Origin of the sequence: Mucilaginibacter agri, assembly GCF_009928685.1 — a bacterium.
GTDB lineage: Bacteria > Bacteroidota > Bacteroidia > Sphingobacteriales > Sphingobacteriaceae > Mucilaginibacter > Mucilaginibacter agri.
The window spans coordinates 88,669-101,141 of sequence record NZ_WWEO01000042.1 but is presented as its reverse complement, the minus strand read 5'-3'; the positions used below and the strand labels follow the sequence as shown (position 1 = coordinate 101,141).

The 12,473-nt window shown below is 42.4% G+C and carries 16 protein-coding genes; 8 read left to right on the top strand and 8 right to left on the bottom strand.

Annotated features, from left to right (window positions below; translation table 11 throughout):
* Positions 1–44: 44 nt before the first annotated feature.
* Positions 45–728, bottom strand: a complete 684-nt coding sequence (locus GSY63_RS10430; protein WP_208094518.1) for a phosphonatase-like hydrolase — start codon at positions 726–728, stop codon at positions 45–47.
* 583 nt (positions 729–1,311) lie between these two features.
* On the opposite strand from GSY63_RS10430, the gene GSY63_RS10425 reads away from it, so the two are divergent.
* The 4 genes from GSY63_RS10425 to GSY63_RS10410 all read left to right on the top strand — a co-directional run bounded on the left by GSY63_RS10425 (position 1,312) and on the right by GSY63_RS10410 (position 4,585).
* Positions 1,312–2,169, top strand: coding sequence for a helix-turn-helix domain-containing protein (locus GSY63_RS10425; RefSeq protein WP_166585752.1), 858 nt, complete (start codon positions 1,312–1,314; stop codon positions 2,167–2,169).
* 193 nt (positions 2,170–2,362) lie between these two features.
* Complete coding sequence (locus GSY63_RS10420) at positions 2,363–3,343, top strand: zinc-dependent alcohol dehydrogenase family protein (RefSeq protein ID WP_166585751.1); 981 nt, start codon at positions 2,363–2,365, stop codon at positions 3,341–3,343.
* A 100-nt stretch (positions 3,344–3,443) separates the two neighbouring features.
* Positions 3,444–4,244: an SDR family oxidoreductase gene (locus tag GSY63_RS10415; RefSeq protein ID WP_166585750.1), complete on the top strand. Its 801-nt coding sequence runs from the start codon at positions 3,444–3,446 to the stop codon at positions 4,242–4,244.
* A gap of 11 nt (positions 4,245–4,255) precedes the next feature.
* Complete coding sequence (locus tag GSY63_RS10410) at positions 4,256–4,585, top strand: nuclear transport factor 2 family protein (protein WP_166585749.1); 330 nt, start codon at positions 4,256–4,258, stop codon at positions 4,583–4,585.
* 3 nt (positions 4,586–4,588) lie between these two features.
* On the opposite strand, the gene GSY63_RS10405 is transcribed toward GSY63_RS10410, so the two are convergent.
* The 6 genes from GSY63_RS10405 to GSY63_RS10380 form a co-directional block, all read right to left on the bottom strand.
* Positions 4,589–4,957 carry a winged helix-turn-helix transcriptional regulator gene (locus GSY63_RS10405; protein WP_166585748.1) on the bottom strand — a complete coding sequence of 123 codons (369 nt, stop codon included), beginning with the start codon at positions 4,955–4,957 and terminating at the stop codon, positions 4,589–4,591.
* A 22-nt stretch (positions 4,958–4,979) separates the two neighbouring features.
* A complete protein-coding gene (locus GSY63_RS10400) occupies positions 4,980–5,534 on the bottom strand; it encodes an ester cyclase (RefSeq protein ID WP_208094517.1) in 555 nt (184 codons plus the stop codon).
* A gap of 39 nt (positions 5,535–5,573) precedes the next feature.
* Entirely contained in the window at positions 5,574–5,999 is a 426-nt protein-coding gene (locus GSY63_RS10395; protein WP_208094516.1) for a nuclear transport factor 2 family protein, read from the bottom strand.
* Positions 6,000–6,135: 136 nt separating this feature from the next.
* Positions 6,136–6,417, bottom strand: a complete 282-nt coding sequence (locus tag GSY63_RS10390; RefSeq protein WP_166585747.1) for a DUF302 domain-containing protein — start codon at positions 6,415–6,417, stop codon at positions 6,136–6,138.
* A gap of 22 nt (positions 6,418–6,439) precedes the next feature.
* Positions 6,440–6,976 (bottom strand): carboxymuconolactone decarboxylase family protein, encoded by a 537-nt coding sequence (locus GSY63_RS10385; RefSeq protein WP_166585746.1) that lies wholly within the window; start codon positions 6,974–6,976, stop codon positions 6,440–6,442.
* Positions 6,977–6,990: 14 nt separating this feature from the next.
* Entirely contained in the window at positions 6,991–7,557 is a 567-nt protein-coding gene (locus GSY63_RS10380) for a DUF417 family protein (protein ID WP_166585745.1), read from the bottom strand.
* Positions 7,558–8,063: 506 nt separating this feature from the next.
* Here GSY63_RS10380 and GSY63_RS10375 point away from each other — a divergent pair.
* Positions 8,064–9,113 (top strand): alpha/beta fold hydrolase, encoded by a 1,050-nt coding sequence (locus GSY63_RS10375; RefSeq protein WP_166585744.1) that lies wholly within the window; start codon positions 8,064–8,066, stop codon positions 9,111–9,113.
* Between the two features lie 76 nt (positions 9,114–9,189).
* Here the strand turns inward: GSY63_RS10375 and GSY63_RS10370 are convergent, their stop codons facing one another.
* Positions 9,190–9,642, bottom strand: coding sequence for an RrF2 family transcriptional regulator (locus GSY63_RS10370; RefSeq protein ID WP_166585743.1), 453 nt, complete (start codon positions 9,640–9,642; stop codon positions 9,190–9,192).
* Positions 9,643–9,957: 315 nt separating this feature from the next.
* On the opposite strand from GSY63_RS10370, the gene GSY63_RS10365 reads away from it, so the two are divergent.
* The 3 genes from GSY63_RS10365 to GSY63_RS10355 are packed head-to-tail and all read left to right on the top strand — an operon-like array spanning position 9,958 to position 12,368.
* Positions 9,958–10,287: a hypothetical protein gene (locus GSY63_RS10365; protein ID WP_166585742.1), complete on the top strand. Its 330-nt coding sequence runs from the start codon at positions 9,958–9,960 to the stop codon at positions 10,285–10,287.
* 59 nt (positions 10,288–10,346) lie between these two features.
* The gene (locus tag GSY63_RS10360; RefSeq protein WP_166585741.1) at positions 10,347–11,327 is read left to right on the top strand and encodes an ATP-grasp domain-containing protein; all 981 of its coding nucleotides are present in this window, start codon (positions 10,347–10,349) and stop codon (positions 11,325–11,327) included.
* 9 nt (positions 11,328–11,336) lie between these two features.
* Complete coding sequence (locus tag GSY63_RS10355; RefSeq protein WP_166585740.1) at positions 11,337–12,368, top strand: LLM class flavin-dependent oxidoreductase; 1,032 nt, start codon at positions 11,337–11,339, stop codon at positions 12,366–12,368.
* The last annotated feature ends 105 nt before the right edge of the window (positions 12,369–12,473 follow it).

The window sequence follows — 12,473 nt, the reverse complement described above, 5'->3', positions numbered from 1 at the left end:
ATAGTTACTGGTGAAAGCAAGAGCTTGTTAAGCTGCTGATATTATCAATAATTTAAAAGTGGGAGCAAATCTATCAAATCATCAATTATTTTATCAGGATTAGCGGTTTGCAATTGCTCTGCAGTATGAGCACCTGTAGTGATACCTATATTTAATCCGCATCCGGCATTTTGGCCTTCCTCAATATCAATAGTCGAATCACCTACCTTTACTACGTTATTGCTATTTGTAATTCCAAACCTTTGCATCGCAAATACAATCATGTCTGGGTCGGGCCTGTTCTTATCCACATCAGTTGCCGTCACTAGCCCATCAAATTCTACACCTTCTTTCCAACCAAGTTTATCTATAATGGACTGAGCTGTAGTTCTGTCGTACCCGGTATTTAAAATGGTAAGTATATTACGCTCTTTTAATGCGGCAAACAACTCTTTGGCATTGTTTTGTGGCAGTACCTCCTCGCGCTTATAAGCCTCCGTAAGCTGTAAAATAAAGCTTTGGTATATACGATCTGTGAGCGCAGGGTCTTCTACACCGGCAAATACCGAAAGTATCGAGCGTATTGCTTGCTTTTTTTCTTTTCCAGCACCTTCTGCTAATACTTCTTCAAGAGAAATTTCAAATCCGGCTTTGTTGATTGCTTTCTGTAAGGTTTTGTAAACGAGGTTATTTTCGTTTACGGTGGTACCTGCCATATCAAATACTACCATTTGTGTTTTATTTTGCATAGTTCTGCTTTAATATCAACTATTCTAATTTAACGCCTACCCGCATTGGCTTTTATTCAACAGATAAATCTAAAGCCATCAATCGTACACGCAATCTAATGTTTAGCAAAACTAAACTTAGTTTACAAACATATCAAAAATTGCAGGTTAAGTTTATATTATTTTAAGTGCTGTTATCCAGAAAAAAGGTTTCGACGGAAAGCATTAAAGCTCGCAACCAATTTTACTGATATATCATCGGCAGAAAGCACATTAACGAAATAACGCTGCTTAAAACCTCCATGTAAAGAATTAAAAATCTAAAAATAAACACCTTACAGATTGGCATAATTATTACTTGACTATGCGAATTCCTAGTATGTATACTTGCGATTTTGGTTGATTGTGGCACCACAAACAATAGGCACCTGCGGGCCGTACCAGGGTGAACACCAATAGTGGGATCGATTAACAGATGTAGCCGAATATTGCATGGTTGAGCCGCAAATAAGCTACTACCTGTCGACGTTCAGATATCAAGGCTGTAAAAACAATAGTTAAGCACAGATATATTAATATTGTAATACCATTAAGTCGAAAAAAATTGAAGAATATTCTTTCTGCCGATAATGAAGTTTTGCTTGGGTTGAAACAAGCACATAGTGACGACCTTTCGGTACCGACAAGTTTTCCGTTTTACACCGTAATTTTAATTATGGAGGGCAGCGGCATTTATCATGCTGATTTTGGGAACTTCCCATTCGCCGGTCAAATGCTTTTATTTTCGACTCCGTTACAACAGATCCACATTAGCGCCGACAGCGCTTTTACTTATCAAATGTTGCAATTTCATGGCGACTTTTATTGCATAGAATATCACAAGGCACAAGTATCTTGCAACGGACTCTTATTCAACAACATTTATATCGAACCATCCGTAAAACTAACCAACCACGAAGCGTTAGCATTTGAGCGGTTACTTGCCGATATGGAGCAAGAATTTACAGCAAACCCGGCCGACGATATTGTTTTGCGTTCGTTTCTCCAATTATTCCTGGCTAAATCAAGTAGTATCAAAATGCGCTCTATGGATGCAGCAAATCAGCAAAACGAACGCGACGAGCAGATGGAGCAGTTTAGCAAGCTACTGAATACACACTTCCTGCAGCTCCACAAACCTACCGATTACGCCAACTTACTGTCTATGACGCCCAATAACTTTAGTAAACGGTGTACGCGGTATTTTAAAAAATCGCCTTCGGTACTGATACAGGAGCGAATTATTTTGGAGGCTAAGAAAAAACTTCACCTTACACGGTTAAGCATTAAAGAAATAGCTTACAGCCTCAACTTTTCAGACGAATTTTATTTTAGCAGATTCTTCAAAAAATTCACCCAGGTATCTCCGCAAAGCTTCCGCGAAAAGGCCGGAATATCCATCGTAGCCGATATGCCCGAGTAATACTCGTTCCTTTAACTTATTAACATCATTGCGCCGATAAATCTTTTTATTGGCTTGTCACATTTGTCCAAAGGTTTGCTCTTTTAATCCATGTTATGGCATTATTAGCTAGGCTACCTTTGATTTATAATTAACCAAGACCCAAAATACATCGCAGTTTCTGTCACGAATAATAATTGATTATTAAATAGTTATGAAAGCACTCATATTAGAAGAGTTTGGTAAACCTTATCTATTAAAAGAGGTTGATAAACCCCTTGCTGGCAAAGGAGAAGTATTAGTTAAAATATTAGCAAGCGCCGTTAATCCGCTCGACCTGAAGATTAAAGCGGGCCAGGCTGCGCATGCCAAGGCTAAATTACCTGGTATTCTAGGTATCGACATGGCTGGCGTGGTTGAATCAGTTGGCGAAGGCATAACACGATTTAAAGCAGGCGACGAAGTATACGGGATGACAGGCGGCATAGCCGGTGTACCGGGTTCGTTGGCAGAATACGCTGCTGTAGACGAAGCGCTTTTGGCTATTAAGCCGCGCAATCTTTCTATGAAAGCAACAGCCTCAATACCACTTGTTTTTATTACTGCATGGGAAGGTTTGGTGGACCGGGCCAACATTGGCCCTGGAAAAAAGGTGTTGATACATGGCGGGGCCGGCGGCGTTGGGCATATTGCAGTACAAATTGCCAAGGCACTCGGTGCTGAGGTGTATACTACAGTTGATCCATCAAAAGTCGACCTGATAACTGGCTATGGGGCTATTCCTATTGATTACAAGAACCTTTCAGTAGAAGAATACGTGGACAAATATACCCATGGCGAAGGGTTTGACGTAGTACTGGATACTGTTGGTGGCGAAGTGTTAGACGCATCATTTAAGGCAGCTAAACAATATGTTGGTCATGTGATTAGCATATTGGGTTGGGGTTCGCACTCTTTAGCACCGCTTTCTTTCCGTGGTGCAACCTATTCGGGGGTGTTTACTTTATATCCGTTAATTTCGGGCAAAGGCCGTGCACATCACGCAGAAATACTGCAAGAGGCTACCAAGCTAATTGACAATGGCCAGCTAACACCCAATGTTGCCCCTGGAACTTTTACGCTTAACACTGTTGAAGAAGCATACGCGCATATGAACGGCGCTAAGGGCAAAGTAGTTATCGATATAGAACATTAAGGTTGACAAAAAAGACAAAATAGTAGGGAGAAATTTCTCCCTACTTGACCCTTCTCCCCCAATCCGCCAACTTTGTATTTTAATTAATACTACGACTACCATGGAACAAAAAGCATATTTAAAGATCGACGAAAAAGAATTTGCCGGTAAACGCATTTTGGTAACCGCCGGTACTAAAGGTGCGGGCCGAGCCATATTTGACCGACTGCTGAAAGTCGGCGCCAGCATAGTAACTACAGCTCGCTCCATTTCCGAAGGTATTAAGCCCGAACAATTCATTGAAGCAGATATCACAACAGTGGAAGGTACTCAAAAGCTCATTGCAGAAACACAAAAACGCCTGGGGAGCATCGATATACTCATCAACACACTGGGCGGCTCATCAGCCCCAAGCGGTGGCGTTATGGTATTAACCGATGACGACTGGCAAGATGCATTAAACAAAAACCTGCTGGCAGCAGTAAGACTAGACAGAGGATTTTTACCTCAAATGCTCCAACAGAAATCGGGGGTTATTTTGCATATTTCTTCCATCCAAAGAAAAATGCCTTTATGGGAAGCAACTATAGCCTACGCCGCAGCTAAGGCAGCGCTAACCAATTATAGCAAAGCTATTTCGAAAGAACTGGCACCAAAGGGTATCCGCGTAAATTCTGTGGCACCCGGCTTTATCAATACTGATGGCGCACAAGGTATGATCGATAATATCGCTAAACAAAATGGCGGAGATAAAACAGCTGCATTGAAAACCATTATGGACTCGTTAGGTGGCATACCTATGAACCGACCTGCCGAACCTGCTGAAGTTGCAGAGCTGGTTGCCTTTCTGGTTTCAGACCGCGCGGCTTACCTTAACGGTGGTGAGTTTACTATTGACGGCGGTAGCGTGCCTACCATTTAATTTACAGCTACATGAAAACGGAAATTCCCACGATAATTGCCGCGTATATAACCGCTTCAAACGCTAAAGATATCTCTACTGTTGCTTCTCTTTTTGCGAAAGATGCGGTGGTTAAAGACGAGGGCGCCAAGTACGCAGGCGTTGAAGAAATTGTAAATTGGCAAACCAAAATACATAAGGCCTATGATTTTAGAATGGAGGCCAAACAGATAATAGAAATTGAGAACGGGTTCGTTGTTACTACGACACTGTCGGGAAGTTTCCCCGGTAAAAACCCGATTGATGTTGATCAGCGTTTTAAAATCAACAATGGTTTAATTGCCGAACTCGAAATCAAATAACGCTTACAGAAAGTTAACCTTTTGTGAAATAACCCTTTTCAGATGTTCCCTATTGTTATCGCCCCAATTGCCAAAGGCGGTAATAATGGGCAACACAGAAAAGCCAATATAGGTGAGGCGATACTCCGCCTTCAGCGGCTTCTGATCATAAATCGTTTTTGAAACAAAGCCATCTTCCTCAAGACTCTTTAGCTGCATGTTAACTACCCGCCTGGAAGCCTCAGGGATTTCTTTATGTAACTGGCCAGGGCGCATTATGCCCTGGCCGATATAATATAGAAGATGAATTTTCCATTTGCCAAATAACACTTCTCTTATCAAATCCAATCCGCACTCCTGCTGAATCGGGATCTTTCTTTCCTTCAAACGCATCTTAGTTTTTAAAAGAATGTTGTTAAAGTTTTACAACTCCCGTTTGCAATAAAAAGTTCAGATTATCTTCGAGGTGCCAATCTTCATAGATTTTGCCTTTGCGGATATGCAAAATGTCAATAGCAAAAAATTGTATAGCTTTTCCCGATGCCTTATGCCTCATAATTGCACCCGTGTTATGGCCGGTATAGATTTGGCGGCAAACCACCTTGTCTTTTGTTATAATGAGGTCTTCTACGCTACACCGCAAATCGGGCACCGCTTTCCTAAAATTTGCTGATGCAAACGGAATGCCCTTATAGCCTTGAGGCCTGCCATCGGGCAAGGTATTGTCGTGAAAATCAGCCGATACAGCCTGTCTCAGATATTTTTCATTTCCGGTATTCCAGAAAGCATAAAACATCAGGCTGGCTTGCATTAGTTGGTCGGCTTCAGCTTTAGTAAGGCTTTTATCTACGGTAAGCAACTTGGGTTTTGGTATATCATTATTGTGCTGCTGTGCGTTAGCGCCTGCTGCAATTAACAGTAGCCCTACTAAAGAATAAATAACTTTAAAAGAGTTTTTTAAGGTTTTCATAGTAATATCAATAATTGTTTTAATTGCGCTTCCTTTAACTCAAATTATACCCGGAACAAAAAAGTTATTTATACCTTCTACATCAGAAAGCATAGTGGTAATGGATGATATTTTACCTTCTTCCAACAGGAATATAATTGCAACATATTCGTCGAGAATTAAATCTTCCCGGCTTGCAGTGTTATGTAATGACAGGGTTACGCCCTCCATGCCGTAGAGGATATGCTGCAACTGAAACATTACACCAAACTTTTTTAAGGATTGCGCTCTGTTGATCACTGGGTCTACCCCTTTAGCTGGCCCGGATAGTAAACTGGTTCCCGGAAGTGTCCACACTACATCTTCGGCCATAAGCGTACGCATCAGCGACCAATCGTTACCACGCATGGCGGTTAAGAAAGTGTTCGCTATTTCGAATTTCTGCTCTTCTGTTGACGGGGTGCTAATTTGGTTTATGCTATGCATGAGGAAGAAATTAGATTAGGTAAAAAATGATTTTATTGCTTTAGAAAGTTAACCACCAAACTATCTATATCGATAACCTGTGAGAGGCCTGAGTCGAGCGAGTATCTTTCAAGAATGTACGATGCCTCGTTATAAGCTACCCAAACCGTTTTTTATCATCCTGCCAGGCTATTACCTTGAGCGGCAGGTCGAGCGCCGTAACAGGGTTGGCAGATATCAGCAACCCTCCCTTAGCCGGGTTGCCAAACATGATAAATTCGAGCGGATCTATCTTCACTCCATTTTTGCTTAGCTCCGCCTGTTGATTGATACGAGCGTAAACTGTAACCCCGTTCTGCTTTAGTTTTGATTCTAAATGATCGATGGTTGCTTTTACAGTAAGCTTACTTTCCCGAATGATAATTCCTCTCGAATTCATATTTAACTTTGGTTATATGTTGTTATAGTACCTGCGCCGCCGGAAAATCAACCGGAACGTTGGTAATAGCAAATACATAATTGGTAAATATCCGCACGGTAACCAAGCCAATGAGTTCCATTAACGCGGCTTCATCAAGACCAGCGTTGAAAAAGTTATCAACTAGTCCTTCGCCCGGTTTACCCTTAGTTTCGGCAATTGACTTTGCCAGTTGCACAATGGCATTAAGCCTGGCGTCGGCAACCTGCCCGCGACGCACGGCTAGGGTATCGTCCGTGGTCAATCCATTTTTTATGGCCAACATTGTATGAGCTGCTAAACAATACTCGCAACGGTTAACTTCGGATACCGCCAATGCTATGGACTCTCGTTCTTTAGCATTAAAAGCCCCTTTACTTAGTGTAGCATCAAATTCCAGAAATCCTTTTAATGCGTTAGCCGAGTAACCTACTGTAGCATAAAGATTTGGTACTTTACCTAATCTTTTTTGCAGCTGCTCAAATATTGCCTGTGATTCGGCACTGACTTGCTCCGCTGTTGGAACTGCTATTTTTTTCATTTTTATAGTTTTTATTATTTTGATTTACGACTTAAATAGATCCGGGCGGATTCGCTCGCGGTGATAACAGCGCCGCCAAATATCACAAGGTCTTTAATTACTAATCGACCTGCTCCTGATAGAAATGGGAAGCCCCAGTCCTCACCTCCCAGCTTGGGTACCCAAGCTTCGGGCGTGGTAATAAGAAAAGATAGGGTACCAAGCGTCATCAGCGCGACCAGCAAACTGGCTATCATACTTGGTAGTGGGGCTACTTTATAAAGGGCTACGAATATTGCCAACGAGATAAGAAATAATCCCAAACCCTTAGAAAAGCCATAGGTATTATTTTGCTCCTGCCAATCTCTATTGGCTTTCACCAATTCGCCTTCCTTATTTTTGTGGGTCTTATATTCTTTAGGGTGATTGTAAAAGAAAGACATAAATGGACTATTAGCCACAAAAGGCACAATACCATCTGCTTCGTATGCAAAAAACTTTAGGCTACCTATCCAAAAAAATACGACTATTATACCAAACCTGATGGCTTTTTTGCCAAACTGATCAAGGACTGCTATAATATTGATGAATAATTTGTTCATGATATTTATGTTAAAAACTGTGATTGTATTACATGTCAAAAGTAGCCCGACTTGTAACGCCAGTACATGGACAAATAAGGCTGATGCTTGGACTTATATGACAGGTACCGAAATGACATAAGAAACATTCATGCCAATAGTCAAAAACTTATAAATCAATATTTTATAGTTAAACAAAGAGTATAAAATCAGCTTTATTTCGTTGATGGTTATTTAATCTGATGAAATAACGTTGGTTCGCAACATACTGCCATTTTTTTGGCGAGACCAAATTAAAGGCGACTAAATAGGCAAACTCATAAGGAACGGATCGGGAACAGTATCTTAGTCTGAGCCTTATCTCTTCCTGACGCTTTCGGGAGCAAGAATGTCTAACTGAAGCAACATTCTGCCTGGTTCATACCGATGTTAATTACTACAGCGCGGAGGGAAGTTACTTTTGTAGTGCCTGCCGGAAAAAAAACAATCTGCAGGATAATCATTAACCCAAAATCATCTTAAAAACTATGGAAACTACATCAAAGTATGGCCGTCGCAGCTTCTTAAACACTATTGCACTTACCATTGCAGCAGCTGAGTTTGGCGTACTGAACCCGCTAAAAGCACAAGGCAAAGCTGCTTCGAAAATTAGCAATAGCACCGCCTTGTCTACCAACTCATCGTTCGGTCAGATTAAACAAATAAAAGCCGGCGTGCTCGATGTTGGTTACGCTGAAGTAGGCCCTGCAAATGGTCCTGCTGTTATCCTATTACATGGTTGGCCTTATGATATCCATAGTTATACCGAGGTAGCCTCCTTGCTGGCGGCCAAAGGTTACCGGGCAATAGTACCTCACCTGCGCGGCCACGGCAGCACTCAATTTTTATCAGCAAAAACTGCAAGAAACGGCCAACAGTCTGCCATTGCCGCAGATATTATCGCATTGATGGACGCCCTTAAAATAGAGAAAGCCATTGTCGGTGGGTTCGATTGGGGTGCGCGTACGGCTAACATTATAGCTGCATTGTGGCCAGAGCGCGTTAAAGCTATGGTTTCTGTCAGCGGTTACCTTATCGGCAGTCAACAAGCAAACAAAACTCCGCTGCCGCCTAAAGTTGAATTAACCTGGTGGTACCAATTCTATTTCTCGACCGAGCGTGGCCGCGAGGGTTACGAGGCCAATCGCCGTGATTTTAATAAACTGATTTGGCAAACCGCATCTCCTAACTGGAAATTCGATAATGCTACTTTCGAAAAATCGGCTGCGTCATTTGATAACCCAGATCATGTTGCCATTGTAATTCACAATTATCGTTGGCGCTTAGGCCTTGCAGAGGGTGAAACAAAATATGACGACTTTGAAAAGGTCTTAGCTACCGCGCCGGCCATCACCGTTCCTACTGTTACGCTGGAAGGCGACGCTAACGGTGCGCCACATCCAGCTCCGGCAAATTACGCCGCCAAATTTAAAGGCAAATATGCACATCACACCATTAGTGGTGGCATAGGCCATAATTTGCCGCAAGAAGCGCCACAAGCTTTTGCCGACGCCATTATTGAGGCAGACAATTTCTAATAAAGCAATAGCCCGCATGGTGCATGCCATGTGGGCTATTGTAACTTCAGAATATCTTAATAGCATTAGCTGGGTTTCAACTTAAAACAAGCTCCATTTTTTTCGACAGGCTTACCTCTTTTTTAATCATATCAGCAATACTGGTACTGGATAAAATTTTGACGTCTGCAGCCCAAATTTCGAGGTAGAGGTCCCTGATACTACAGGTTTCTTCAACCGAACACTCTTCACAACGACGGTAATGAAACGCACTGGCGCACGAGACCTGCGCAATGGGGCCGTCGGCGAAGCGCACCACATCAATCAAAAAAATTTCTGTTAGGGGTTTAGCGAGAAGATATCCCCCACCAGTACCCTTTTTACTAAATATATAACCGGCTTTTTTCAATTCCACTAAAATACTTTCCAAGGACTTTTTAGGGATATTCTCCATTTCAGCAATCTGTGAGCCTAATAAAAGCACACCCTCTGCTTGCTTGCCAAGCAGGATCAACGTTTTGATAACATACTTAGCTTTCTTTGACAACATATTTTGTTTGTTCCTTTAAAAAGTAAAATTTCATAACAAGGCCAGAATTAACCATGGTGACAACGATATCATAATCAATCGCCAAACAGGCTTGTCGATAATCCTTGTCCGAAGGTTGATCAAACTCACCACCTTATATTATGAGCCGTGAGCCTTCATACTCTATGGCAATCAATTCCTTGCAACACATTCCCTCGCCATAACCGATAGAATTAAAAAAAGAATCGTTGCAAATATAAATTTATTCTACTAAGTCTATAGATTTTATATAATTTATATAGATTTGTCCCATATCTACTGAAGCATTTAGTTATTATGAGAGAAAAAATATTCTGGATCACGAGCAGCCAGCGATGCCCCGATGGAGATATTATTTATGCGCAAGGATCGGGTCTGCGTATCCGGGTGTGTAGATTAAACGGTTACAGCTGGATACCTACCCCACGCGAGGTTCAGCTGTATTGCCTTATTGGGGATGAGATGCTGGCTTTTGAAACTATTGCTATAAAACCCGACGATGCACGGGATATGGCTGGTGCCGTGCGTTGGTATGCAACATATCACGGTAGCGATGAAACATTAATATACACCCAGCAACCGCAACTTGCCCATAATTATTTACAAGATCGCAGCCACATACTTTAGCGGTATCCGCTACAGTGTCGCCCATATACATTATCAAAAACTACTAATTATTATTCATCATGAATCCACTTGTTATATCACATGAGCACCCGGATTGGTTCAAGCCTCTTTTTACAGAACTCGAAAAACGGAGCATACCTTTTGAAACGGTAAATCCAACACAACATAACTATCGGATCGACGAACCGAGACCTGAATTCAGTGTCTTCTTTAACAGGATGAGCCCGTCAGCCTATTTGCGGGATGGCGTACAGGGCACCTTCTATACCCTTAACTATCTTAAACATTTAGAAGATCAGGGCGTAAAGGTGTTGAACGGATACCAAGCCTTCACCTACGAGACCTCCAAAGCTCTTCAGCTGCAATTACTACAAAAATTGGGTATCAAATACCCTAAAGCCAGTGTAATTAACCATGTTTCGCAGATCGAAGAAGCAAAAAAGGGACTGCGTTTTCCGATAGTAGTTAAAGCCAATATTGGAGGCAGCGGAGCCGGTATCGAGAAGTTCGATTCGATAGAGGAAGTTCGCGAGGCGATCGGCAATAATCAAATCGATTTGGGCATCGATCATACAGCGCTGGTTCAGGAGTTTATTCCATCGCGAGGCGGGTATATAACCAGGGTAGAAACACTCGGCGGTAAATACCTATATGCTATCCGTGTTTACACCAATGGTGAAAGCTTTAACCTTTGCCCTGCCGACATCTGCCAGACTACTGCAGGAACAGAACTGGTACGAAACGCCTGCGCGGTTGATGCCCCTAAGAATGGCCTCAGGGTGGAGGCTTATACACCGCCACAAGAGGTTATTGATCAAATTGAAACCATTATGCAACACAGCAAAATTGATGTGGGCGGTATTGAATACATCATAGACGACCGCGATGGGGAAATATTGTTCTATGATGTAAACGCGCTATCCAATTTCGTTGCCGACGCAGTAAATGTGATTGGCTTTAATCCGCACGAGAAACTGGTAGATTTTATAGAACAACAGTTGGCAACACAACTCACCAAAAATGAATCTTTAACCTTTTAATTTTTACCTATGAGATATGGCTATTGGCTGCCTGTATTTGGCGGCTGGCTGCGCAACGTTGACGACGAACAAATGCAGCCAACCTGGGATTACGTAAAAAAATTGGCCGTTAAAAGCGAACAAATCGGCTTTGACCTGGCGCTAATTGCAGAATTATACCTAAATGATATTAAAGGTGAGGAGGTTGACTCGCTTGATGCATGGTCGACAGCTGCGGCGCTGGCCGCCGTTACAGAAAAGCAGGAGTTGATGGTAGCCGTAAGGCCCACATTCCATAACCCTGCTCAGCTCGCTAAGCAGGCTGCAAATATCGATCACATTAGTGGAGGTAGACTTTCACTAAACGTAGTATCTTCCTGGTGGAAGGACGAAGCGGAGAAATACGGGATAGCTTTTGAACAACACGACGACCGTTATGCACGTACAGCAGAGTGGCTTAATATTGTAGATCATTTATGGAAACAGGATCACTTTAATTTTGAAGGAAAATATTACCAGGTAAAAGATAATGTGCTGCAACCCAAACCAGTTTCCGATCCTCGCCCACCTATATACGCCGGGGGAGAATCTGAAGCCGCTAAAGACTTGATCTCTTCTACCTGTGATGGCTATGTTATGCACGGCGATTCGCCCGAACTGATTGGAAAGCGTATTGCCGACATGCGCGAGAGACGTGATAAAAAAGGTTTGCCTCCTATGAAGTATGGTGTAGCGGCTTACAGCATCATTCGCAATTCGGAACAGGAAGTAAAACACGAGATCGAACGCATAACTAATGTTAAGGAAGGCAGCTCGGGATACAAGAATTATCAGCAATGGTTATCCGGTACGCAGTTAGAGCAGCAGGTATCTTTATATGATTATTCGGTGTCCAACCGTGGCTTGCGTTCTGGTTTAACCGGCACGCCGTGGCAGGTGCAAGACCGTGTGGCCGAATTTGAAAAAGCGGGCGTCGATTTCTTTCTGCTGCAATGCAGCCCTCAATTAGAAGAAATGGAACGCTTTGCAGAGACAATCATAGATGCCAAAATTAGTGTTTGATCCGAAGCTATAAAGCAAGAAAGTCGCGGAGAGATTTGCGGCTTTTTTGTTTTATCTCATTTCCAACAAAATAAGGATCGAAAAATGTGGTCTTTTTGCGATTTA

What these genes read in the sequence shown, in the direction of transcription:
- GSY63_RS10360 (WP_166585741.1), top strand. Translation starts at nt 10,347, where the DNA reads ATGAATCCACTTGTTATATCACATGAGCACCCGGATTGGTTCAAGCCT.
- GSY63_RS10380 (WP_166585745.1), bottom strand. Translation starts at nt 7,557, where the DNA reads ATGAACAAATTATTCATCAATATTATAGCAGTCCTTGATCAGTTTGGC.
- GSY63_RS10390 (WP_166585747.1), bottom strand. Translation starts at nt 6,417, where the DNA reads ATGAATTCGAGAGGAATTATCATTCGGGAAAGTAAGCTTACTGTAAAA.
- GSY63_RS10415 (WP_166585750.1), top strand. Translation starts at nt 3,444, where the DNA reads ATGGAACAAAAAGCATATTTAAAGATCGACGAAAAAGAATTTGCCGGT.
- GSY63_RS10410 (WP_166585749.1), top strand. Translation starts at nt 4,256, where the DNA reads ATGAAAACGGAAATTCCCACGATAATTGCCGCGTATATAACCGCTTCA.
- GSY63_RS10420 (WP_166585751.1), top strand. Translation starts at nt 2,363, where the DNA reads ATGAAAGCACTCATATTAGAAGAGTTTGGTAAACCTTATCTATTAAAA.
- GSY63_RS10400 (WP_208094517.1), bottom strand. Translation starts at nt 5,534, where the DNA reads ATGAAAACCTTAAAAAACTCTTTTAAAGTTATTTATTCTTTAGTAGGG.
- GSY63_RS10375 (WP_166585744.1), top strand. Translation starts at nt 8,064, where the DNA reads ATGGAAACTACATCAAAGTATGGCCGTCGCAGCTTCTTAAACACTATT.
- GSY63_RS10355 (WP_166585740.1), top strand. Translation starts at nt 11,337, where the DNA reads ATGAGATATGGCTATTGGCTGCCTGTATTTGGCGGCTGGCTGCGCAAC.
- GSY63_RS10405 (WP_166585748.1), bottom strand. Translation starts at nt 4,957, where the DNA reads ATGCGTTTGAAGGAAAGAAAGATCCCGATTCAGCAGGAGTGCGGATTG.
- GSY63_RS10370 (WP_166585743.1), bottom strand. Translation starts at nt 9,642, where the DNA reads ATGTTGTCAAAGAAAGCTAAGTATGTTATCAAAACGTTGATCCTGCTT.
- GSY63_RS10385 (WP_166585746.1), bottom strand. Translation starts at nt 6,976, where the DNA reads ATGAAAAAAATAGCAGTTCCAACAGCGGAGCAAGTCAGTGCCGAATCA.
- GSY63_RS10365 (WP_166585742.1), top strand. Translation starts at nt 9,958, where the DNA reads ATGAGAGAAAAAATATTCTGGATCACGAGCAGCCAGCGATGCCCCGAT.
- GSY63_RS10395 (WP_208094516.1), bottom strand. Translation starts at nt 5,999, where the DNA reads ATGCATAGCATAAACCAAATTAGCACCCCGTCAACAGAAGAGCAGAAA.
- GSY63_RS10430 (WP_208094518.1), bottom strand. Translation starts at nt 728, where the DNA reads ATGCAAAATAAAACACAAATGGTAGTATTTGATATGGCAGGTACCACC.